A 22,243-nucleotide genomic window follows, 5' to 3' on the forward strand; every position below is an offset into this window, starting at 1 on the left:
GGTAGGGCGAGGTTAGGCGGGGCCGGCTTTGTAGCCGACGCCGCGAACCGTCACGACGATCTCGGGGTGCTCGGGGTCCTTCTCGATCTTGGCCCGGAGCCGCTGCACGTGGACGTTGACCAGCCGCGTGTCGGCGGCGTGCCGGTAGCCCCACACCTGCTCGAGCAGGACCTCGCGGGTGAAGACCTGGCGCGGCTTGCGGGCCAGCGCCACCAGCAGGTCGAACTCCAGCGGCGTGAGGTTGATCGTCTCCTCGCCGCGCTTGACCGAGTGGCCGGCCACGTCGATGGTGATGTCGCCGATCTGGAGGATCTCGGGGGTCGGCTCGTCGGTACGGCGCAGCCGCGCCCGCACCCTGGCGACCAGCTCCTTCGGCTTGAACGGCTTGACGATGTAGTCGTCGGCGCCCGACTCGAGCCCGAGCACGACGTCGATCGTGTCGCTCTTGGCCGTGAGCATGACGATGGGCACCCCCGACTCAGCCCTGATCCTGCGCGCGACGTCGATGCCGTCGGCCCCCGGCAGCATCAGGTCGAGCAGAACCAGATCCGGGCGTGTATCCCGGAACGCGTCGAGGGCCTTGTCGCCGTCGGAGACAAATGACGGCTCGAAGCCTTCCCCCCGCAACACGATCCCCAGCATCTCGGCGAGAGCGGCGTCGTCATCGACGACCAGCACGCGACCTTTCATGGCCCCTCATTCGTTCTACGCATTGTGGGACATACCCGCACGATCGCTGAAGGTTACCCTTGGTCGGCCCATGAGTGTGACCTGAGCCCTACATAAGGCGAATTTTAGGTCCGCCCCCGCGACCGCAATCTCAGTCTGCGGTAACAGAGCGACTTTCGGCCATCCCTGGACGCGAACCTTGCCCGGATTCGCCCGCGAATGTGGGCAAGATGATGCGGCGAATCCTCTCTGTGACACCAAGGCCCCGTCCAGCGTGCCAGGATTGGGATATGTCAGACGGTCACGGTCCCACGCCCGAGACGCCATCAGGCTGGTCGGCCGAACAGCCCCCGCCCTACAGCGCCCCGCCGGCCTCCCCGTGGACCGCGCCCGGCTCGCCGCAGCAGCAGGCGCCCGCCGCGCCGCCGTACGCACAGCCTCCGCAGCAGCAGGCTCCCTACGGGCCCGGGCCGCAGACACCTTATCCGCCCTACCCGCCCCACGCCCCCGGGCCGCAACCCGGATACGGCTACATGCCGCACCCGCCGGCGCTCCGGCCCGGCATCATCCCGCTGCGCCCGCTCGGCCTCGGCGACATCCTCGACGGCACGATCAAGCTGATCCGGTCCAACCCCAAGGCCGTGCTCGGGCTGTCGGCCGTCGCCGCGCTGCTCGCCGCCGTGCCGCTGGCGGTGGGGCAGGCGTTCCTGCTCAACGCCATGGGCCCCGCGCTCACCGACCCCTCGAGCGCGGCCACCGCCGAGGCCGAGCTCGGCTCCCTCTACGGCATCCTCGGCCAATACGGCGGCACGCTGGTCTCCTACGCGATCCAGTTCGTCGTGGTCACGCTGCTGACCGGGGTGCTGACCCGCATACTCGGCCGGGCCGTCTTCGGCGGCAACATCAGCGCCGGTGAGGCCTGGCAGCTGGTCAGGAGCCGGGTGCCGGCGCTGTTCGGCGTGGTGGGGCTGATGGCCGCCATCATGCTCGTGCCGGTGCTCGTGTTCGTGCTGGTCATGGTGGCGATCACGCTGAACGCCTCAGCGGACGACCTCGGCTGGATCGTCGGGCTGTCGATCGTGTTCGCCATCGCGTACATCGCCTACTACCTGTTCTTCAGGACCCGCTTCGCGTTCGCCTCGCCGGCCGTGGTGCTGGAGGGCCGGGGCCCGATCGACGCCATGCGGCGCTCGTGGCACCTGGTGAGCGGCGACTTCTGGCGGGTGTTCGGCATCCTGCTGCTCACGTCCCTGCTCGTCGGCCTCGTCGCGGGCATCCTGACGGTGCCGTTCACGTTCGCGGGCACGTTGCTCGGCATGTTCGGCTCCAGCTCGGTGGCCGCGACCGTCATCTCCGCCGTGCTGATCGCGATCGGCGCCACGCTCGGGGCGATGTTCACCTACCCGTTCGAGGCCGGCGTCGCCGGCCTGCTGTACGCCGACCGTCGCATGCGCAGTGAGGCGTTCGACCTCGTGCTCCAGACGGCGGCCATCGAGCAGCAGCGCCAGGGCTGGGTGCACTCCTCGGCCGACGAGCTCTGGCGCCCGTCCAACTCCGCCAGGTCGTGAGCCCGATCGACCGGGAGGAGGCCGCGCGCAAGGCCGCGGAGGAGCTCCTCAAGCCCGGCTACGAGCAGGAACCCCTGCTCGACGAGATCTACCGGCGGGTCATGCAGTTCCTCGGCGACCTCGCGGACGCGGCCACGGGCGGCGGCTCGACGGGCGGGATCATCGCGGCCGTGCTGATCACGCTGATCATCCTCGGGGTGATCGCGCTGGTCGCCTGGCAGCTGCGCCGGACCGCCCGCAGGAAGGCGCTGGAGGTGGGCGGGCTGTTCGGGGAGCGGGCGATGACCGCGGCCGAGCACCGGCAGGCGGCCGAGCGGCTGGCCACGGAGGGGCGCTGGACGGAGGCCGTCCAGGAGCGGCTCCGGGCCATCGCCCGCGACCTGGAGGAGCGAGCGCTCGTGGACGGCATGCCGGGGCGGACGGCCGACGAGCTGGCGGCCGAGGCGGCGGTGTCGCTGCCCGGGTTCGCCGCTGAGCTGGGGGCGGCCGCGCGATCGTTCGACGACGTCACGTACGGCGGGGTGCCGGGGACGCGGGAGGCGTACGACGCGATGGCGTCCCTCGACGAGCGCCTGCGCCAGGCCCGCCCGGTCCCGCTCGCCACCGTCCCCGTAGGAGCCGGCGGTCCCGGGCAGTGGACCGGCGGGCGGGGAGCCGGGGCATGAGCGTCGTGACGCGCCCGGCCGCGCCCGGGGAGTCGTACTCCACCTCCCCCACCGCCCGGTCCACCTGGCGCTCCAGCCGCATGATCGTCCTGCTGGGCGCCATCGTCGTGCTCGTCGCCGTCCTGGGCGTCCTGCTCGGCCCCGAGCGCGGTCCGGCCCGCCACCTCGACCCCGACGACACCTCCCTGGTGGGCTCCAAGGCCGTGGCCGAGCTGCTGCGCGACCGGGGTGTCACCGTCGACCGGGTCGACTCCGCCGAGGCCGCCGCCCAGAAGGCCGCCACGGGCAACCGGGTGCTGCTGATCACCGACACCACCTACCACGACGAGTACAGCCTGGCCCGGATCCCGGGCGACCGGCTGATCGTCGGCAACGTCGCCGGCCTGGACGTCCTCGCCCCGGGGATACGCACCGAGCCGGGCCAGGCCCGCACCCGCTCCCGCGAGCCGGAGTGCGGGCTTCCCGCCGCGACCGCCGCCGGCAGCGCGTACATGGGCGGCGCCACGCTCCGCGGCCCGTCGGGCGCGACCGGCTGCTACCCGGCGGGCGACGGTCACACCCTGGTCAGCTTCCCGTACGGAGGCGGCGTCACCACGGTGGTCGGCGACGGCGGGTTCATGACCAACCAGCGCCTGGCCGAGGACGGCAACGCGGCCCTCGCGCTCAACCTGATCGGCACCGGCAGGCCCGTCACCTGGCTCGTCCGCCCCGACAACCCGCCAGTCCTGGACCTCCCCGGCGAGCGCGGCAAGTCGATGTACGAGCTGATGCCCGACAACGTCCGCTGGACCGTCTTCATGGCGCTCATCGCCCTGGCCGTCACCGCGCTCTGGCGGGGCCGGCGCCTGGGGCCGGTGGTGACGGAGAAGCTGCCCGTCATCGTCCGGGCCGCCGAGACGGTCGAGGGGCGCGGCCGGCTCTACCGGGCCAGGCGGGCCAGGGAACGCGCGGCCGACTCGCTGCGCGCGGGCACGATCGACCGGCTCACGCCGAGGCTGGGGCTCGCCTCGGGCGCCGGGCAGCACGAGGTCGTGGCGGCGATCGCCGCCCGTACGGGACAGGATCCGCAGCAGGTCGGCGCCGCACTGTACGGCCCGCCGCCCGCGGACGACGCCGGTCTCGTCGGGTTGGCCGGATACTTGGACTCCGTCGAAAGGCAGTTGAGTGAACTCTGACGAGACTTTCCGCGTGACGAACTCGGGCGACTCGGCCCGTGAGGCGCTGGCCGCGCTGCGCACCGAGGTGTCCAAGGCCGTGGTCGGCCAGGACGCGGTGGTGACGGGGCTGGTCATCGCGCTGCTGTGCAAGGGGCACGTGCTGCTCGAAGGCGTGCCGGGCGTGGCCAAGACGCTGATGGTCCGTACGCTGTCCGCCGCGCTGTCCCTGGACTTCAAGCGGGTGCAGTTCACGCCGGACCTGATGCCGGGCGACGTGACCGGCTCGCTGATCTATGACGCGAAGACGGCGGAGTTCGAGTTCCGCGAAGGGCCGGTGTTCACGAACCTGCTGCTCGCCGACGAGATCAACCGTACGCCGCCGAAGACGCAGGCGGCGCTGCTGGAGGCGATGGAGGAGCGGCAGGTCAGCGTGGAGGGCTCGGCCCGGCAGCTGCCCGACCCGTTCGTGGTGTGCGCGACGCAGAACCCCGTCGAGTACGAGGGCACCTACCAGCTGCCCGAGGCCCAGCTCGACCGGTTCCTGCTCAAGCTGACCGTGCCGCTGCCGCCGCGCGAGCAGGAGATCTCGGTGCTCGACCGGCACGCCCGCGGCTTCGACCCGCGCGACCTGTCGGGGATCAAGCCCGTGGCTTCGGCCGAGGATCTGGCGGCGGGGCGGGAGGAGGCCGCGAAGGTGCACGTGGCGCCCGAGGTGCTCGGCTACATCGTGGACGTGGCCCGCGCCACCAGGAGCTCGCCGTCGCTGCAGCTCGGCGTCTCCCCGCGTGGCGCCACGGCGCTGCTGGCCGCCTCGCGGGCCTGGGCCTGGCTGTCCGGCCGGCCCTACGTCACCCCCGACGACGTCAAGGCGCTGGCCAGGCCGGCGCTGCGGCACCGGGTGCAGCTCAGGCCGGAGGCCGAGCTGGAGGGCGCGACCGCCGACGGCCTGCTGGACGGCATTCTCGCCTCGGTCCCGGTCCCGCGCTGATGGCCGCGACCGACGCACGTGAGCGGGTGGAGCCGATGGCCGCGCGAGCCGATGATCGCGACCGGGATGCGGGGCGGGAGTAGCTGATGGCGCTGACGGGACGGGCCGGACTCGTCGCGGCGGTCGGGATCGTGGTGGTCATGTTCGCGCCGCAGCCCGGGGCCGCGCTGGCCGGGGTCTGCCTGCTGCTGGCCGCCGGGATCTGCGTGGACCTGGCCTTCGCCGGGGCGGTGCGGCCGCTGCGGTTCCACCGCTCGGGCGACACGCTGATCCGGCTCGGCCAGCGCGCCACGATGGAGCTGGTGGTGGAGAACCCGGGCGGCAGGCGCGTACGCGGCCTGCTGAGGGACGCCTGGCCGCCCTCCGCGGGCGCCGCCCCGCGGGTGGCCCGGCTCGACGTGCCCGCCGGCGAGCGCCGCAAGGTGGTCGTGACGCTCACGCCGTCCAGGCGCGGCGACCGGTCCTCCGTGGCGGTCACCGTGCGCTCGCTCGGGCCGCTGGGCCTGGCCGGGCGCCAGGGCAGCCACCAGGCCCCCTGGACGGTACGCGTGCTGCCGCCGTTCCTGTCCCGCAAGCACCTGCCCTCCAGGCTGGCCCGGCTCCGCGAGCTCGACGGCCAGCACCCGGCGCTCGTCCGCGGGCAGGGCACCGAGTTCGACTCGCTGCGCGAGTACGTGGTGGGCGACGACGTGCGCTCCATCGACTGGCGGGCCACCGCGCGCCGCCACGACGTCGTCGTACGCACCTGGCGGCCTGAGCGCGACCGCCGCGTGCTGATCGTGCTCGACACCGGCCGCACGTCGGCGGGACGGGTGGGCGCCGCGCCGATCCCCATGGCGGGGGCCACGTCGGGCGGCGGCGGGCTGCTCGTCCGGCCTGATCCCCGGCCCGCACCCGGCTGGCCGCGGCTGGACTGGTCGATGGACGCGGCGCTGCTGCTGGCCGCGCTGGCCGCCAGGGCCGGTGACCAGGTGGACTTCCTGGCCTACGACCGGGCCGTGCGCGCCTGGGTGAGCGGAGCCTCGCGGACCGAGCTGCTGTCGTCGCTGGTCAACGTGATGGCGCCGATCGAGGCGGAGCTGATCGAGGCCGACTCGCAGGGCATGGTGGCCGCCATCCTGTCCCGGGCCAAGCGGCGCTGCCTGGTCGTGCTGCTCACCGACCTGAACTCGGCGGCCCTGGACGAGGGGCTCATGCCGGTGCTGCCGCAGCTGTCCGCGCGGCACCTGGTGCTGGTGGCCGGGGTGTCCGACCCGAGCGTGGCGGGCATGGCGGGCCGCCGGGGGTCGGTCGAGGAGGTGTACGACGCGGCGGCGGCCGAGCAGGCGCAGCTCGGGCGCAGGCGCATCACGGCTCGCCTGCGGCGGCACGGGGTCGAGGTCGTGGACGCGCCTCCGGAGGACATCGCGCCGGCGCTGGCGGACGCGTACCTCGCGCTGAAGGCCGCCGGCCGGCTCTAGCGCGGTCCTCAGGCGGTCGGGGCGACGTCGGGGGCGCGTTCGATGTCGCCGGTCTCGTTCTGACGCAGCGCGCGGCGGCCGAAGACGATCACGTACGCCAGGAAGGCCGCCTCGGCCAGCACCCCGATGCTCACGCGCGCCCACGTGGGCAGCCCCGACGGGGTCACGAACGCCTCGATCAGCCCCGACACGAACAGCACCACGACGAGCCCCAGCGCCACGCTCATGACCGCGCGCCCCTGCTCGGCCAGCGCCTCCACCCGCCGCCGCGGCCCCGGGTCGATGACCGTCCAGCCCAGGCGCATGCCCACGGCCGCCGCCAGGAAGACGGCGGTCAGCTCCAGCAGCCCGTGCGGCAGGATCAGGCCGAAGAAGATGTCCAGCTTGTCCCGGGAGGCCATCAGGCCCCCGGAGACGGCGACGTTCTCGGCGTTGGCGTAGAGCGCGTACGGGATCGGCAGCCCCAGCAGCACCGCGTACATGATCATCTGTGCTGAGACCCACGCGTTGTTGATCCACACCTGGCTGGCGAAGGAGGCGGCCGGGTGTTCGGAGTAGTAGTCGGCGAAGTCCTCGTTGACGAGCCGGCTGATCACCTCGGGGCTGGCGATCGACGCCTGCACCTCGGGGTTGGCCGCCACCCACGCGCCCATGACCCACGCGACCACCAGGAACGCCACCGAGCTGGCCAACCACCACCACCGCGCCCGGTAGGCCACCACGGGGAACGACACCGTGAAGAAGCGCACCAGTTCCCGCCAGGCCGGGGTGTGCGCGCCGGTCACCGCCGACCTGGCCCGGGCCACGATCGCCGACAGCCGCCCGACCAGCATCGGGTCCTTGGAGGAGGAGCGGACGATGGACAGATGCGTGGCCACCCGCTGGTACAGCTCCACCAGCTCGTCCACCTCGGTGCCCGTCAGCGACGAGCGGTTCTTGACCAGGTAGTCGAGCCGGTCCCACACGGGGCGGTGTGCTGTGACGAACGCATCGATGTCCACCCGAACATTCTGGCCGCTCAATCAGTGGGACATAGCCGTTAGGCTCCACATATGTCAGAGGTTGTGACCGGGGACGCCGTCGTCGTCGAGGTGCGGGTGGCGCAGATGCCCTCCCGGGCCTTGGCGATCATCATCGACATGGTCGTGCAGCTCACCGTCCTGATCGCGGCCTACACGATCTTAGGTGCGTTCGCGGCGGTCACGGATCCGGCCATGTTCGGGGCGGTCATGATCGTGATGGTCGTGCTGACGCTCGTCGGCTACCCGGTGATCTTCGAAACCCTCTCCAGGGGACGCAGCCTCGGCAAGCTGGCGCTCGGGCTCCGGGTGGTCGGCGACGACGGCAGCCCGGAGCGCTTCAGGCAGGCGCTGTTCCGGGGGCTGGCCGGGGTGGTGGAGTTCTGGATGTTCTCGGGGGCTCCGGCGCTGATCTCGTCGCTGGTCTCGCAGCGGGGCAAGCGGCTCGGCGACATATTCGCGGGCACCATCGTGATCTCCGAGCGGGCGCCGCGCGACTCGGCGCAGGTCATCATGATGCCGCCGCAGCTCGCGAGCTGGGCGGCCACGCTGGAGCTGTCCCAGCTTCCCGACGAGGTGGCGCAGGCGGCCCGGCAGTACCTGTCGCGCTGGCACGACCTGTCGCCGCAGGTCCAGCACGAGATGGGGGTCCGCATCGCGACCCAGACGGCGGCCTTCGTCTCACCCGCGGCTCCGGCGGGGGTGCCGCCGCACGCGTACCTGAGCGCCGTCCTGGCCGAGCGCCGCCGCCGCGAGGAGGTGCGGTTCGCCCAGCGGCTGGGTCAGAGCCTGCCGCAGCAGGTCCCGTCGTACCCGCCGTCGTCACCGTACGCACCGCAGGCGCCTCAAGCGCCTTACGGACCTGCCGTGCCTCAGCCGCAGCAGCCGCCGTACGCGCCTCCCGCCCCCCGGCCGTATCCCCAGGGTCCCGGCGCACCCGCGCCGGAGCCGCCGAAGGCGACTCCGGGCGGGTTCGCACCGCCTCAGTGAGCTTGGTCAGAGGGCGGGCGAGCCGTCACCTCAGTGGTGACCCCAGCTTCGGTACGACTCCTGCGTCTGCACGTTCAACCGGTCGGTACGAACGCGCGAGGCGCCGTTGGTCAGCGGGTCGTTGATCTTGATGACGTCGAGGCCCTCGTGGAAGTCGGCCGCGTAGATGTAGCCGTTGTAGTAGTAGGCGGACCAGATGCCGCCGCCACCGCCGGCCGAGCGGGGACCGCGCTCGAAGTAGCCGATCTCCCTCGGGTTCGCGGCGTCGGTGAAGTCCCAGATCGACAGCCCGCCCATGTACCAGGCCTGGACCATGATGTCGCGGCCCTTGACCGGGATCAGCGAGCCGTTGTGCGCGACGCAGTTCTCGCTGTCGGCCTGGTGCCGCGAGATCTTGAAGTAGCTCTTGAACACGAGCTGCCCGTTGACGATCTCGTAGATGGCGTCCGCACCGCGGTTCGGCCCGGTGGCCTCGTTGCAGGTGGCCGCCCCGCCGCCGCCGAGCTCGTCGGTGAAGACGACCTTCCTGGCGTCGTTCGTGAACGTGGCCGAGTGCCAGAACGCGAAGTTCGGGTCCGTGGTCCTCGCGGTGACCTTCGGGTTCAGCCGGTCCGAGATGTCGAACAGCACGCCGTCACCCATGCACGCGCCGGCCGCGATGTCCTTCTCGGCGAAGGTGGTGATGTCGTGGCAGCCGCTGGTCGGCAGAAGGAGCCCGGGCTGGGTCTCGTTCCCGCCGTCGGGGAAGACGACCGGGGTGGAGGCGACCGCGGCGGCGGTCGGGTTCCGCAGCGGAACCTTGATGATCGAGATCTTGTCGTGCGGCGGCTGGCAGTCGGGGAAGTTCGCGGCCGGCAGATACGACGACACGTAGACGTAGACGTTCTTGTACCGGTCGCGGCCCTTGCCCGGCACCAGGGTCAGGGTGTGGGAGCCGCAGTTCGTCTCGATCGACTTGATGTACTTCGGGTTGGCCTTGTCGGAGACGTCGAAGATGCGGACGCCTTCCCAGGCCTCCTTGTTATCCGCGGTCAGGCCCGTGCTGTTGCAAGAGTCGTCGCTGCGGGAGGAGTCCACGGCGGCGAACAGCAGGTCGCCGTAGACGCTGACGTCCATCTGGGCGCCGGGGCAGACGACCGAGCTGACCGGCTTGGCCCTCTTGGGATTCCTGATGTCGTAGATCGAGAAGCCGCCGTAGTTGCCGACGTAGGCGTAGTCGCCCTGGAAGGCGATGTCGGTGTTGATGGTGGCGGCGATCGGGGCCGGCTTGGGGATGTTCAGGACGTGGGTCACGTTGGGGCTGGTGACCACGGTGTCGGGCGGCGGGATGTCGGCGGCCAGCGCGGGCATTCCTGCCAGCGCCAGAACGGTGGCCGCCGCAGCCACGACGAGGGAGCGGCGCGAGAGGGACACTCGAGAGCCTCCTTGATCACGTTTGTCCTGTGGGAACACACGGGAAACAGGACGGCGGGGGCCCGATACGGCCCCCGCCACCTGCTGGATCAGTGGCCGTGCCCGTGTTCGGGATACGACGCCTGCGTCTGCGCGTTGAGCGAGCGCATCTTGACGCCGTTGGCCTTGTTCGTACGCCAGTCGTTGATCTTCAGCACATCGAGGCCCAGGTTGAAGTCGGAGCCGTAGATGTAGCCGTTGTAGTAGTAGGCGGACCAGAAGCCGCCGCTGAGCGCCGGAGCGGTGTTGTCGGGGCCGCGCTCGAAGAACGCGATCTCCTGCGGGTTCGCGGAGTCGGTGAAGTCGACCACCGAGATCCCGCCCTGGTACCACGCCTGCACCATGATGTCGCGGCCCTTGACCGGGATCAGCGAGCCGTTGTGGGCCACGCAGTTCTCCGTGTCGGCCTGGTGCCGCGAGATCTTGAAGTAGCTCTTGAACGCGAGCTGCCCGTTGACGATGTCGTAGTACGCGTTGGCGCCCTTGTCCGGCCCGATGGCCTCGTTGCAGGTCGCCCTGGTGCCGCCACCGAGCTCGTCGGTGAAGATGACCTTCGTGCCTTCGTTGTTGAACGTGGCCGAGTGCCAGAAGGCGAAGTTCACCTCGTCGCGCACGGTCGCGGTGACCTTGGGCTGCTCCGGGTTGCGGATGTCGAGCAGGATGCCCTCACCCATGCAGGCGCCCGCCGCGATGCCCTTCTCCGGGTAGGCGGTGATGTCGTGGCAGCCGGTCGTGGCCGACTTGCCGTTCGGGTACGACCCCGGCACGCCCGGGAACCCGCCGTCGGGGAACAGGTTGGGCGTGGCGATGACCGTGGCCGCGCCCGGGTCCCGCAGCGGCACCTTGATGATGGAGATCAGGTCGTGCGGGGTCTTGCAGTCCGGGAACGTGTCACTCGGGCTGTAGGAGGAGACGTAGATGTAGACGTTCTCCCGCCTGCGGTCCGGGACGAGCGTGTGCGTGTGCGAGCCGCAGTTCGTCTCGACCGACTTGATGTAGGTCGGGTTGGCCTTGTTCGAGACATCGAAGATGCGGACGCCCTCCCACGATTCCTTGATCGTGGCGCTCTGACCGGTGCTGCTGCACGAGTCGTTGTTGCGGGAGGAGTCGACGGACCCGAACAGCAGGTTGCCGTAGACCGACACATCCATCTGGCCGCCGGGGCAGACCACGGAGCTGACCAGCGACGTGCGCTTCGGGTTCTTGATGTCGTAGATGGAGAAGCCGTAGTAGTTGCCGACGTACGCGTAGTCGCCCTGGAAGGCCATGTCCGTGTGGATGTCGGCCAGGGCCTCGGGCTTGGGCACGTTGGTGACGTGCTTGATGTTGGGGCTCATGACGATCTCGCCGGGAGCCGGGATGTCCGCAGCCTGGGCCGGCACGGTGGTGCCGGCTAATGCGACCAGGGCCGCGACCAGGACTAGAGCTCTGCGGGGGGTGAACACTCGGGAACCTCCGATAAAGCGGGCATAAATCTACGTAATCCTCGCCTTTCACCAACCCCGCAGGCCAGCGTCCAACATGTCAATTTTTGTTCCTGTTCGGCCTCTTTCATTCATGGCCCCTATGACCTAGAGTGCGCATTCTGTACCGAGTCAGTCAGGAGGCTGAGTGCGCGCTGCGCTCATCGTCATCGTGGGCCTTGTCGTCGCCCTCGCCGGCTGCAGCTCCAGCACGACGCCACAGGCCCCGCGGGCCGATTCGACGGCGCCCGTGATCGCCCCCGGGCGGCCGGGCGAGCCGGCCAAGACGCTGTCACCGTCCGAGGCCGCCACCGCCGTGCCCGCGGACGCCGCCAACGCGGCCGACATCAAGTACGTCCAGGACATGGTCGTGCACCACCGGCAGGCCATGGACATGGCACTGCTCGCCCCGAACCGGGCCGAGTCGGCCAAGCTCAAAAGCCTGGCGGACCGGATCCAGGCCGCTCAGGGCCCCGAGATCCAGTACATGTCGACGTGGCTGCGGGAGCAGGAGCAGAAGGTGCCCGAGCACCATGCCGCGCACGAGGGCATGCCGGGGATGGCCACGCCGGAGCAGATGGAGGCGCTGAAGGCGGCCAAGGGCAAGGACTTCGACCGGATGTTCCTGCAGCTCATGATCAATCACCACCTGGGCGCACTCAAGATGTCCGAGCAGGTGCTGGCCGGCGGCTCGCACATCAAGATCGAGGAGCTGGCCACCGACGTCAACGTGACGCAGTCGGCCGAGATCCGGCGCATGCAGGAAATGCAGGCAGCACTCTAGGAGCCGAGCGCCTTCGGCCGGCTCAGGCCCCCAGCGAGCCGCCCGCCTTCGTCCTGTTCAGGAGCCCACTCGCCAGGAGTGCAGATAGTCCTCCTGCTCGGCGCTGAGCACGTCGATGCCGATGCCGGTCGCCGCCAGCTTGAGCCTGGCCACCTCGTGGTCGATCTCCTCCGGCACGTCGTAGACGCCGGGCGCGAGGTTCGCGCGCTCCCCGGCGAGCCAGGCCACGGCGAGGGCCTGGGCGGAGAAGGACATGTCCATGACGGCCGCGGGGTGCCCTTCGGCGGCCGTGAGGTTGACCAGGCGGCCCTCGGCGAGCAGCAGGAGCCGCCGGCCGTCGGGCATGACGTACTCGTCGGTGTTGGGCCGCACGCCCCGGTGCACCTCGTGGGACAGCTCGTCCAGCGCCCGCACGTCGATCTCCACGTCGAAGTGCCCCGCGTTGGCCAGGATCGCGCCGTCCCGCATCACCGCCAGGTGCTCGGCCCTGATCACGTCGCGGTTGCCGGTCACGGTGATGAACAGGTCGCCGAGCAGCGCGGCCTGCGCCATCGGCCGCACCTCGTAGCCCTGCAGGGTCGCGTCCAGCGCCTTCACCGCGTCGATCTCGGTCACGATCACCCGGGCGCCGAACCCCTTGGCCCGCTCGGCCACGCCGCGCCCGCAGAACCCGAACCCGGCCACGACCACGGTCCGCCCGGCCAGCATGGTGTTGGTGGCCCGCATGATGCCGTCCAGGGTGGACTGGCCGGTGCCGTATCGGTTGTCGAACATGCGCTTGGTCCGGGTGTCGTTCACGGCCACGACCGGGAACCGCAGCGCGTCCTCGGCCGCCATCTGCCGCAGCCTGATGATGCCGGTCGTGGTCTCCTCGCACCCGCCGCTCACCCGCTCCAGCAGGTCGGTCCGCTCGGTGTGCAGGATGTTCACGAGATCGCAGCCGTCGTCGAGCACGAGGTCGGGCCCGAGGTCGAGCGCCTGGTGGATGTGCCGGTAGTAGGCGGCCCGGTCGACACCGGCCCGGGCGTGCACCCCGATCCCGTACGCCCGCAGCGCCTCGGCCACGTCGTCCTGCGTGGACAGCGGGTTGGAGGCGGCCAGCGCGATCTCGGCGCCCCCGGCCTTCAAGGCACCCATGAGCACGGCCGTCTCGGCGGTGACGTGCAGGCAGGCCGCGATCTTCAACCCGTCCAGCGGCCGTTCGAGCGCGAACCGCTCACCGATCGCGGTCAGGACCGGCATCGAACGAGCGGCCCAGGAGATCTGCCGCTCACCGCTTTCACTGAGATCCATGGTCGCCTTCAAACCGAAGAACGCGGCCAAGAACCCCGCTTCGTCACGGCGCCCCGCCCGTGAGCCTTCACGACCGGCCATGACGGACGGGAGGGGCTACGGCGCGTGCGGGTAACTTGGCCTGCCGTAAAGGATGGTTGTGCGCGCTCTGGAAGAGCGCACCGATAAGAGAAAGCTCTGAGAGGCGGGCAACCACCTCTCAGAGCTGCCTCTGATCTAGTACCGGTAGTGGTCGGACTTGTAGGGGCCCTCGACGTGCACGCCGATGTAGGAGGCCTGCTCCTTCGTCAGCTCGGTGAGCTTGACGCCCAGGGCGTCGAGGTGCAGGCGGGCGACCTTCTCGTCCAGGTGCTTGGGCAGCGTGTAGACCCCGATCTGGTATTCGGAGGTCTTGGTGAACAGCTCGATCTGGGCGATCACCTGGTTGGTGAACGAGTTGGACATGACGAAGCTGGGGTGGCCGGTCGCGCAGCCCAGGTTCATCAGGCGGCCCTCGGCCAGGACGATGATCGAGTGCCCGTCGGCGAACACCCACTCGTCGACCTGCGGCTTGATGTTGTTCCTGACGATGCCCTCGGTGCGGGCCAGCCCGGCCATGTCGATCTCGTTGTCGAAGTGGCCGATGTTGGAGACGATCGCCTGGTGCTTCATCCGCGCCATGTGGTCGGCGGTGATGATGTTGAAGTTGCCGGTGCAGGTGACGAAGATGTCGGCGATGCCGACGACCTCGTCCAGCGTGGTGACCTGGAAGCCGTCCATGGCCGCCTGCAGCGCGCAGATCGGGTCGATCTCGGTGACGATCACGCGGGCGCCCTGGCCGCGCAGCGCGTCGGCGCAGCCCTTGCCGACGTCGCCGTAGCCGCAGACCACGGCCACCTTGCCGCCGATCAGCACGTCGGTGGCGCGGTTGAGGCCGTCGATGACGGAGTGGCGGCAGCCGTACTTGTTGTCGAACTTCGACTTGGTGACCGAGTCGTTGACGTTGATCGCCGGGAAGAGGAGCTGGCCGTTCTTGTGCATCTCGTAGAGACGGTGCACGCCGGTCGTGGTCTCCTCGGTGACGCCCTTGATGCTCTCGGCGATCCGGGTCCACCTCTTGTCGGCGCCGACCGTGCGGGTGAGCAGGTCGATGATGACGTGCCACTCCTCCGGGTCCTCGGCGGTGGCCGCGGGCACGGCGCCGGCCTTCTCGTACTCGGCGCCCTTGTGCACGAGGAGCGTGGCGTCGCCGCCGTCGTCGAGGATCATGTTGGGGGCGTCACCGCCGGGCCAGGTGAGGGCCTGCTCGGTGCACCACCAGTATTCCTCCAGCGTCTCGCCCTTCCAGGCGAACACGGGCACGCCCTGCGGGTCGTCCACGGTGCCGTTCGGGCCGACGACCACGGCGGCGGCGGCGTGGTCCTGCGTGGAGAAGATGTTGCAGCTGACCCAGCGGACCTCGGCACCGAGCGCCACCAGCGTCTCGATGAGGACGGCCGTCTGGATCGTCATGTGCAGGGAGCCCATGATCTTCGCGCCGCGGAGGGGCTGGGAGGCCGCGTATTCCTTGCGGACCGCCATGAGGCCGGGCATCTCGTGCTCGGCGAGCCGGATCTCCTTGCGGCCGAAGTCGGCAAGTGAAAGGTCTGCGACCTTGAAGTCCATCGGGTTTCCCCTCGCGTCACTGATGGTTGTCGCCGACGAGTTTAGGCGCCGCTCGCATGCGGGCGCACGCCAGGAGCGGTGAAACTGACGTAAGAATGTAAGAATGCGCATCACGGAAGCCGCCAAGCGGCTCGGCATGTCCCCGCGAATGCTCCGGTACCGGGAGGCGCTCGGCCTGCTCCCGCCGGTGCGCGAGCAGGGGGCGCACCGGCGGTTCGGGCCCGAGGAGCTGGCCGCCGTGGCCCAGGGGGTGGAGCTGGAGAAGCGGTTCGACGTGTCGCCGGCGGAGCTGGCGTTCGCGCTGCGGGTGCTGAGCGAGCCATCTGTGGCGGCGGCCGTACGCGACCTGGGGGTACGGATCGGGCGCATCCAGGTGCCCCGCCGGGCCCTCGACTTCGAGAAGGAGAAGGCCCTGCGCCTCCTCCGCCCCCGGTGACACCGGGGGCGGTGCGCCACCTCAGACCCGGAGGCCCTCGGGGCGGTGCGCCACCTCAGACCCGGAGACCGTTCCGGGCCTTCTGCCACCCCCGTCACCCGCCGGACCGGCGGGTGCGGGTCAGGTGGAAGTGGAGGTGGAGGTGCTGCGGAGGCGGTCGAGGTCGGGCTCCAGGTAGATCACCCGGGCGATCGGCACCGCCGCCCGGATGCGCCGCTCCGCCTCGTCGATCCCGTGGGCGACGTCGGCCGCCGTCTCGTTGTGCTCCACCGCGATCTTCGCGGCCACCAGCAGCTCCTCAGGCCCCAGGTGCAGCGTGCGCATGTGGATGACGCGGGTCACCTCAGGCGCCTGCTCAAGGGCGGCCCGGATCTGCACCTCCATCTCCGGCGAGGCGCCCTCGCCGACGAGCAGCGACTTGGTCTCGATGGCCAGCACGATCGCGATCACGGCCAGCAGCACACCGATCATCAGGGTGCCGATGCCGTCCCAGACCCCGTCGCCGGTGACGACCGCCATCGTCACGCCGAACAGCGCGAAGATCAGGCCGAGCAGCGCGCCCAGGTCCTCCAGGACGATGACGGGCAGCTCGGGCGACTTGGACCGGCGGATGAAGGAGACCCACGACTGCTTGCCGCGTACGGCGTTCGATTCCTTGATCGCCGTGCGGAACGAGAACGACTCGGCGATGATCGCGAAGATCAGCACGCCGAACGCCCAGATCGGCGCCTCCACCCCGTGCGGGTCGGAGATCTTGTGCACACCCTCGTAAATCGAGAACGCCGCGCCGATCGTGAACAGCACCACGGCCACGACGAAGGCGTAGAAGTAGCGCTCACGGCCGTAGCCGAACGGATGCTCCTTCGTGCTGGCCCTGGCCGCCCTCTTACCGCCGACCAGCAGCAACACCTGGTTGCCCGAGTCGGCGACCGAGTGAATTCCCTCTGCCAGCATCGAGGACGACCCGGTGAAGACGGCGGCCACGAACTTGGCTACAGCGATCGCCAGGTTCGCGGTCAATGCCGCGATGATTGCTTTCGTTCCGCCGCTCGCGCTCACCGGTCTTCTCCACTCATAAAGATCACGTACTAAGGCCTGAAAGGGGATCCTATTGCGAAATTCTGGCCTTTACCTCAGTGATCGCTGACACTGGGGTCGGATCGATGGCATACCCCAGGGCAAGATAGGTGCTGGCGTAGTCGCCGAGCCCGATGAGGGCGGCCATCCGCTCCAGCGGATGCACTCCCTCGGCCGTCAGCTCGGTGACCGGCACGTCGCGCTCGCGCGCCGCCCGCAGCGACGCCTCGCGCCGCCGCGTCACCTGGGGGTGCTCCTCGACGTCGCGCAGGACGACGAGCCGGATCGTCCGCCCGGCGGTGTCGGCGAAGATGTCGCGCTCGGCCATCGGCCCGTCGAACAGGGCCACCTGATGGTGGCCCACCTCGGGCAGCTCACCGTGGATGGCGGGATATTTCGCGTTCGCCCCGAGCTGGCAGGCCAGCCGGTACGCCGCCACGGCCGCGGCCGGCGACGAGCCCCAGATGATCGGCACGCCCTCGGCCAGGTGCATCGCGAGCGACTTGCCCGGATTGACGAACGACTCGCTGGACGGCCGGCACCGGTGCGCCATGTCCTCCAGCGACCTGGCCACCCGCTCGAACAGATCCGCGTCCGCCTGCACCAGCCGCAGCGCGGCAGCCGCCACGACCAGGGGGACGGCCAGCAGCCACAGGTTCGCCCTGGACTGGCCGCTGACGGGCACCGGCACGTAGACGGCCGACGCCTGGGTGGCGATGGCCTCCAGCGGGGAGTCGGGGGCGCCGACGGCGAGCAGCGTGCAGCCGCGCCGCACGGCCTGGGTGGCGACGGACAGCGTCTCCTCGGTGTCGCCCGAGCCGGAGACTGCGATGACCAGGTCGGTGGCCCCCACCCAGCCGGGGAGCTGGTAGGAGCGCAGGGTCACGATCGGCAGCGGCGCGCCGTTGCCCACGACGGCCGCCAGGATGTCGCCGGCGATGCCCGAGCCGCCCATGCCCGCGACCACGATGGCGCGCGGGCGCCCCTGGCCGACCAGGCGATCGACGCGGGCCTCGACGGCGTTGCGGTAGCCGGTGCGTACGTGGGCCGCGGAGGCGGCGACCGCCGGGAGCATGCCTCCGGGGTCGCCCTCGCTGAGGTGACGCTGGTCGTCGAGCCGCTCCGGCTCCCAGGTCACGGCTTCCTGGCCTCGTCGACGAGCAGGACGGGAATGTCATCCCTGACCGGGTAGATCAGGCCGCATCCGGTGCAGACCAGCTCTTCTGCCTCGTCCTCCGCCCGCAGGGGGGCCTTGCACGCCGGGCAGGCCAGGATCTCCAGCAGCCAGTCGTCGATCTTCACTCTGACACCTTTCCCACAATGGCGAGGACCTCGTCCCTGATCGCCGTCATCTTGCTCTCGTCGGCCGCCTCGGCGTTCAGCCTGAGCAGCGGCTCGGTGTTGGAGGCCCGCAGGTTGAACCACCAGTCGGACCCGCTCACGGTCAGCCCGTCGAGCTCGTCGAACTCCCCGCGCCCCGCGAACGCCTCCCGCACCCGCCGCAGCGCCTCCGCCTGGTCGGACACGGCGCTGTTGACCTCTCCGGAGGCGTGGTAGCGCGAGTAGACGGCCACCACCTCCGACAGCGCCCGCTCCTGCTCACCCAGCGCGGCCAGCACATGCATCGCCGCCAGCATCCCGGAGTCGGCGAACCAGAAGTCCCTGAAGTAGTAGTGGGCCGAGTGCTCGCCGCCGAAGACGGCGCCCGTCCTGGCCATCTCGGCCTTGATGAACGAGTGCCCGACCCGCGTCCGCACCGGCTCGCCGCCGTGCTCCCGCACGATCTCCGGCACGCCGAGCGACGTGATCAGATTGTGAATGATCGTCGCGCCGGGGTATTTGGCCAGCTCGCGCACCGCGACCAGCGCCGTGACCACCGACGGCGAGACCGATTCGCCCCGCTCGTCGATCACCCAGCACCGGTCGGCGTCCCCGTCGAACGCCAGCCCCAGGTCAGCGCCGCTCTCGACGACCGCGCGCTGCAGATCCACCAGGTTCTGCGGCTCCAGCGGGTTGGCGTCGTGGTTGGGGAAGTTCCCGTCCAGCTCGAAGTAGAGAGGCACGAGATCGATCGGCAGCCCCTCGAACACCGCCGGGACCGTGTAGCCGCCCATCCCGTTGCCCGCGTCCACGACCACCTTCAGCGGCCGGATCTCCCGCAGGTCGACCAGCGTGCGCAGGTAGTGCGCGTAACCGCTCAGCAGGTCCTTCTCGATCACCGACCCGCTGGGGGTGGCGGTCACCCCGACCAGCTCGGCCGCCCGGTCGCGGATCTCCGTCAGCCCCGTGTCGCCGCCGATCGGCACCGCGCCCGACCGGCACATCTTCATGCCGTTGTATTGGGCGGGGTTGTGGCTGGCGGTGAACATCACACCGGGCAGCCCCAGGCTGCCGCTGGCGTAGTAGAGCAGGTCGGTCGAGCCCAGCCCGGCGTGCACGACGTCGGCGCGACGCGAACGCGCCCCGCGGATGAACGCCTCGGCCAGCGGCGGCGACGACTCGCGCATGTCATGCGCGACCACCACCGACTGGGCCCCGGTCACCTCGACGAACGCCGCACCCACGGCCTCGGCGGTCGGCTCGTCAAGCTCGTCGGGCACAACCCCGCGAACGTCATACGCTTTGAAGATCTTGGCGAGGTCGCCCACTCTCCAGCTCCGCCCCTAGGTCGTCTCCTCCGTCAGAACGAGCCTACCGGTCGCGCTGTTGCTGGGCCGATCTCAGAACGCGCAGATGCCCGCGACGGCCGACCTCGACACCCTGCCCGACCGGCTCACCGCCACCGGACGACGTGGGGCGCGCGGCCTCCCGGACCGCGTTGGCCAGCGCTTCGAGATCGTCGGAGCTGGGGGAGCCGCCGTCCGTCGGCAGGCGCACCACCTCCCAGCCGCGGGGAGCGGTCAGCCGCTCGGCATGTTCGGCGCACAGGTCATAACAGTGTGGCTCCGCGTACGTCGCCAGGGGGCCGAGAACAGCGGTCGAGTCGGCGTATACGTACGTGAGCGTGAAGACGGCAGGCTGGCTGCAGGCGGTGCGGGAACAGCGGCGGACGGGGCTCACGGAGGGACCGTATCTGGTAAGAGTGCGAGGCGCCACTACCTGAGCGCTCTTAACGAGCGTGTCGCCACAATTCGGACACCTGTCGCAGCCTTTCCACCCACATGCCCCAAAGCCTCCACCCCTCCCCTCGCACTTCCCTCCCCGGCTTCCCCACCTCCCCACCTGCCCAATCATCCTCCCGCCTCCCTTTCCCGCACACGACCCCCACTTCCCGGCTCCCACCCATGCGCTGCCTCATTACGGCCCCACCCTTTCCCGACACATCCCCTCACTTCCCGACACCGCCCCTTCGCCCCCGACACCTCCCCCTCCGCCCTCCGACACCGTCCTCCACTCCCGGCCCACCCCCTGCTTCCCGGCACCACCCCTCCGCCTCTAGGCACCACCAATGCAATCGGCACCCACGCCACCGCCGCTCCACACGTCGGGCCGCCGCCGCTCCAGAAGATCGAGGGGACGGGCCCGTACACTTGCTCACGTGACTCACAAGCGCGGTCCCAGACGGCGCGATCGCCACGGTCGCGGCCTCCGCGGCCCGCTCGCCCCCTCCCACGTCCCCATGGCCAAATCCCGCAGCGAACGCTTCGACGACCTGGTGCTCGACGCGGTCGACCGGCTCAGGCCGCGCTGGGAGAGACAGCTGTCGGCGGTGGAGTTCGCGGTGGAGGAGGTACCCCCGCTGAGCGAGCTGGGGGACGGCCCGGGCCTCGACTCGGACCCGATCCCGTTCGGCCGCGCGGACGCCGCAACCGGAAAGTCACCGGCGGCCGTGGTGGTGTACCGGCGGCCGCTGGAGGCCAGAGCCCGGGACAGGGACACGCTGGGCGCGATGGTCCACGACACGGTGGTGGAACAGGTCGCCACCCTGCTGGGCCTGGCCCCGGAAACAGTCGACCCGGGCTACGACGACCGCCGCTGACTCGCGGGGGTCCAGGCCGGCGCGCCGGGGTTCCCGGGCCAACTGCATGGTCCTCCCACTGAGACGCGCTTCGCGCGACGAGAGCTCGGGCTGCGCCCTGTGGGGGCAAGCCCCCACACCCCCGGCGAGAGGCCTGCCGGCCCCTCGCGCTCCCCGGCCGCAGCACTGGCTAGCGCATGGTGCGTCCGCCCGTCCACTCTGTTACGGAAAGTAACATATCAAACACAATCAGCGTTCGAACACTCTAGCCTGTGGGCGTCGATCATCCCCCACAGGAAGGTCCATATGTGGATCTCGCTGGCCGCTGCCTCCGCGATGGTTGTCAGCCTGGCCGCCGCTCCCGCCGGATGTGCCGCCCCGGGCGGCAGCTCCACCCACCCCGAAGGCGAGCGCGGATGCCGCAACTCCTGGGGTCCGCTCGTGGCCGTGCGATTCGGCTCCGCGGAACCAAGGGTTCGTGCCAGTCTCCGCGTCCGCTGCGATCAGGTGGTCATCACTACCTTCGTGGCCAGAATCGCCATCGACCACAAGGACGGTCTCTTCTCCGACTGGTATGAGATCGACTACGACTACTACGAGGATCTGCCAGGCCTCAAGCAGTCATACACGCTGCTGAGCAGCCCCTGCCGACCAGGTCGCTACCGCGCGAGGGCGTCCATCACCGGCACCTTCGTCAACGGAGATGCCTTCAAGGTGACAGAGCAGACACGCAGCACGACCTTGGACTGCAACCAGCCGGAGCCGGTCACATGAACGGGGCCGTCGGATCCCCGCCATGTGAGCACTTGATGTGGTTCCTCGGATGGGGTGGCACGACTCCAAGCGCCCAGCCCCCAGCGGCGTCCGAGTTCGCTCGGGTGATGTTCCTGGTGGCGTAGGCGGGTGGTGTCGTGGTCGGGTCAGCGTCCCCCGGCCACACACCCCACCCGTCCCCCCACCATGCGACACGCCACAACTGCTCCTCAACCTCCGAAGACGGGTCGTTTCCAAGGTCCTCGAGGGGTTCGGGCTTCTGCCACCACCATCTACGGCCGCTCGGCTTGTAGTAGAAGCTCGGCTCCCCGTTCTTCTGACGCCTACGCCCGTGACGCAACATGGCTTCAGGATCGCAGACGGTAGCCCTTCCGGCTCGTGCTTCTCCTCCCCGCCACTCGCCCGGGGCGGGTTGGCCACCGTAGGGTGATCCGCATCCAGGCGCCGGGAGATGCAAGCCCTGTGGATGGCAGCGCCCATGAACCCACTGCGCCGGCATCACCGCGGGCCAGCGGATCGGAAGGCTGCGCCTCCGAAGAGGCATGAGCCAGGAGGTCTTGGCCGGGCTGCTCGGAAACTGGCCGGGCTGCTCGGAAAAGGGCTCTCCTGGAGTCCTGTCAGGTGCATCCCGCGTCTGTGAGATGCGGCTGCGCGGTTTCAGGCCAACGGGCAGGACGTCTTCTGCACGGTGATCAGGATTGTTCTGCGCGGTGATCAGGGTCGCGTCCGAGGGGTGCGGGGACCGGCAGGTCCCCGCCTGGGGGTGTGGGGGGGTGGGCCCCCCCGGCGCCGCCCCAGGCCCCCCCCCCCGCAGCGCGCCCCGGGGGGGGGGGCCAGCCCACGGGC

The 22,243-nt window shown here is 70.2% G+C and carries 21 protein-coding genes; 10 read left to right on the forward strand and 11 right to left on the reverse strand.

Going from position 1 to position 22,243, the window contains the following annotated elements:
• Positions 1 to 12: 12 nt before the first annotated feature.
• Positions 13 to 690, reverse strand: a complete 678-nt coding sequence (gene mtrA / locus AB0J69_RS21030) for an MtrAB system response regulator MtrA (protein WP_043620615.1) — start codon at positions 688 to 690, stop codon at positions 13 to 15.
• A gap of 269 nt (positions 691 to 959) precedes the next feature.
• Between mtrA and AB0J69_RS21035 the strand changes: the two genes are divergently transcribed.
• The 5 genes from AB0J69_RS21035 to AB0J69_RS21055 all read left to right on the forward strand — a co-directional run bounded on the left by AB0J69_RS21035 (position 960) and on the right by AB0J69_RS21055 (position 6,507).
• Positions 960 to 2,237 (forward strand): glycerophosphoryl diester phosphodiesterase membrane domain-containing protein, encoded by a 1,278-nt coding sequence (locus AB0J69_RS21035; RefSeq protein ID WP_364119453.1) that lies wholly within the window; start codon positions 960 to 962, stop codon positions 2,235 to 2,237.
• Complete coding sequence (locus AB0J69_RS21040; protein WP_364119456.1) at positions 2,234 to 2,902, forward strand: DUF4129 domain-containing protein; 669 nt, start codon at positions 2,234 to 2,236, stop codon at positions 2,900 to 2,902. Before AB0J69_RS21035 ends, AB0J69_RS21040 begins: the two co-directional genes overlap by 4 nt.
• Entirely contained in the window at positions 2,899 to 4,077 is a 1,179-nt protein-coding gene (locus AB0J69_RS21045; RefSeq protein ID WP_364119459.1) for a DUF4350 domain-containing protein, read from the forward strand. Before AB0J69_RS21040 ends, AB0J69_RS21045 begins: the two co-directional genes overlap by 4 nt.
• A 13-nt stretch (positions 4,078 to 4,090) precedes the next feature.
• A complete protein-coding gene (locus AB0J69_RS21050) occupies positions 4,091 to 5,047 on the forward strand; it encodes a MoxR family ATPase (protein ID WP_364119462.1) in 957 nt (318 codons plus the stop codon).
• Positions 5,048 to 5,133: 86 nt separating this feature from the next.
• The gene (locus AB0J69_RS21055; RefSeq protein WP_364119465.1) at positions 5,134 to 6,507 is read left to right on the forward strand and encodes a DUF58 domain-containing protein; all 1,374 of its coding nucleotides are present in this window, start codon (positions 5,134 to 5,136) and stop codon (positions 6,505 to 6,507) included.
• 8 nt (positions 6,508 to 6,515) lie between these two features.
• Here the strand turns inward: AB0J69_RS21055 and AB0J69_RS21060 are convergent, their stop codons facing one another.
• Complete coding sequence (locus AB0J69_RS21060; protein ID WP_364119467.1) at positions 6,516 to 7,508, reverse strand: stage II sporulation protein M; 993 nt, start codon at positions 7,506 to 7,508, stop codon at positions 6,516 to 6,518.
• 51 nt (positions 7,509 to 7,559) lie between these two features.
• Here AB0J69_RS21060 and AB0J69_RS21065 point away from each other — a divergent pair, with 51 nt between their 5' ends.
• Positions 7,560 to 8,516 (forward strand): RDD family protein, encoded by a 957-nt coding sequence (locus tag AB0J69_RS21065; RefSeq protein ID WP_364119470.1) that lies wholly within the window; start codon positions 7,560 to 7,562, stop codon positions 8,514 to 8,516.
• Positions 8,517 to 8,546: 30 nt separating this feature from the next.
• Here the strand turns inward: AB0J69_RS21065 and AB0J69_RS21070 are convergent, their stop codons facing one another.
• Positions 8,547 to 9,929 (reverse strand): hypothetical protein, encoded by a 1,383-nt coding sequence (locus AB0J69_RS21070; protein ID WP_364119471.1) that lies wholly within the window; start codon positions 9,927 to 9,929, stop codon positions 8,547 to 8,549.
• An 89-nt stretch (positions 9,930 to 10,018) separates the two neighbouring features.
• Positions 10,019 to 11,413, reverse strand: coding sequence for a hypothetical protein (locus AB0J69_RS21075; RefSeq protein WP_364119474.1), 1,395 nt, complete (start codon positions 11,411 to 11,413; stop codon positions 10,019 to 10,021).
• 166 nt (positions 11,414 to 11,579) lie between these two features.
• On the opposite strand from AB0J69_RS21075, the gene AB0J69_RS21080 reads away from it, so the two are divergent.
• A complete protein-coding gene (locus AB0J69_RS21080; RefSeq protein ID WP_364119476.1) occupies positions 11,580 to 12,215 on the forward strand; it encodes a DUF305 domain-containing protein in 636 nt (211 codons plus the stop codon).
• A gap of 57 nt (positions 12,216 to 12,272) precedes the next feature.
• Here AB0J69_RS21080 and AB0J69_RS21085 read toward each other — a convergent pair whose 3' ends face one another.
• Positions 12,273 to 13,508: an adenosylhomocysteinase gene (locus AB0J69_RS21085; RefSeq protein ID WP_364119479.1), complete on the reverse strand. Its 1,236-nt coding sequence runs from the start codon at positions 13,506 to 13,508 to the stop codon at positions 12,273 to 12,275.
• A 216-nt stretch (positions 13,509 to 13,724) separates the two neighbouring features.
• Positions 13,725 to 15,152, reverse strand: a complete 1,428-nt coding sequence (gene ahcY / locus AB0J69_RS21090) for an adenosylhomocysteinase (protein ID WP_364119482.1) — start codon at positions 15,150 to 15,152, stop codon at positions 13,725 to 13,727.
• Positions 15,153 to 15,255: 103 nt separating this feature from the next.
• Between ahcY and AB0J69_RS21095 the strand changes: the two genes are divergently transcribed.
• Complete coding sequence (locus tag AB0J69_RS21095; protein WP_364119486.1) at positions 15,256 to 15,588, forward strand: MerR family DNA-binding transcriptional regulator; 333 nt, start codon at positions 15,256 to 15,258, stop codon at positions 15,586 to 15,588.
• Positions 15,589 to 15,708: 120 nt separating this feature from the next.
• Here AB0J69_RS21095 and AB0J69_RS21100 read toward each other — a convergent pair whose 3' ends face one another.
• Genes AB0J69_RS21100 through AB0J69_RS21120 form a run of 5 tightly spaced genes read right to left on the reverse strand, consistent with a single transcriptional unit; the run spans position 15,709 to position 19,725 of the window.
• Complete coding sequence (locus AB0J69_RS21100) at positions 15,709 to 16,647, reverse strand: cation diffusion facilitator family transporter (protein WP_364119489.1); 939 nt, start codon at positions 16,645 to 16,647, stop codon at positions 15,709 to 15,711.
• 49 nt (positions 16,648 to 16,696) lie between these two features.
• Positions 16,697 to 17,803: an SIS domain-containing protein gene (locus AB0J69_RS21105; RefSeq protein WP_364119492.1), complete on the reverse strand. Its 1,107-nt coding sequence runs from the start codon at positions 17,801 to 17,803 to the stop codon at positions 16,697 to 16,699.
• The gene (locus AB0J69_RS21110; protein WP_360661988.1) at positions 17,800 to 17,967 is read right to left on the reverse strand and encodes a Trm112 family protein; all 168 of its coding nucleotides are present in this window, start codon (positions 17,965 to 17,967) and stop codon (positions 17,800 to 17,802) included. Before AB0J69_RS21110 ends, AB0J69_RS21105 begins: the two co-directional genes overlap by 4 nt.
• Positions 17,964 to 19,313, reverse strand: coding sequence for a phosphomannomutase/phosphoglucomutase (locus AB0J69_RS21115; RefSeq protein WP_364119495.1), 1,350 nt, complete (start codon positions 19,311 to 19,313; stop codon positions 17,964 to 17,966). The genes AB0J69_RS21110 and AB0J69_RS21115 overlap by 4 nt, the downstream gene beginning before the upstream one ends.
• 43 nt (positions 19,314 to 19,356) lie before the next feature.
• A complete protein-coding gene (locus AB0J69_RS21120) occupies positions 19,357 to 19,725 on the reverse strand; it encodes a DUF3499 domain-containing protein (RefSeq protein WP_364119498.1) in 369 nt (122 codons plus the stop codon).
• A 559-nt stretch (positions 19,726 to 20,284) separates the two neighbouring features.
• Between AB0J69_RS21120 and AB0J69_RS21125 the strand changes: the two genes are divergently transcribed.
• Positions 20,285 to 20,644, forward strand: coding sequence for a metallopeptidase family protein (locus tag AB0J69_RS21125; RefSeq protein WP_364119501.1), 360 nt, complete (start codon positions 20,285 to 20,287; stop codon positions 20,642 to 20,644).
• Between the two features lie 285 nt (positions 20,645 to 20,929).
• A complete protein-coding gene (locus AB0J69_RS21130; protein ID WP_364119504.1) occupies positions 20,930 to 21,397 on the forward strand; it encodes a hypothetical protein in 468 nt (155 codons plus the stop codon).
• Positions 21,398 to 22,243 lie beyond the last annotated feature (846 nt).

It is taken from the genome of Nonomuraea sp. NPDC049709, from assembly GCF_040674815.1.
Classification (GTDB): domain Bacteria; phylum Actinomycetota; class Actinomycetes; order Streptosporangiales; family Streptosporangiaceae; genus Nonomuraea.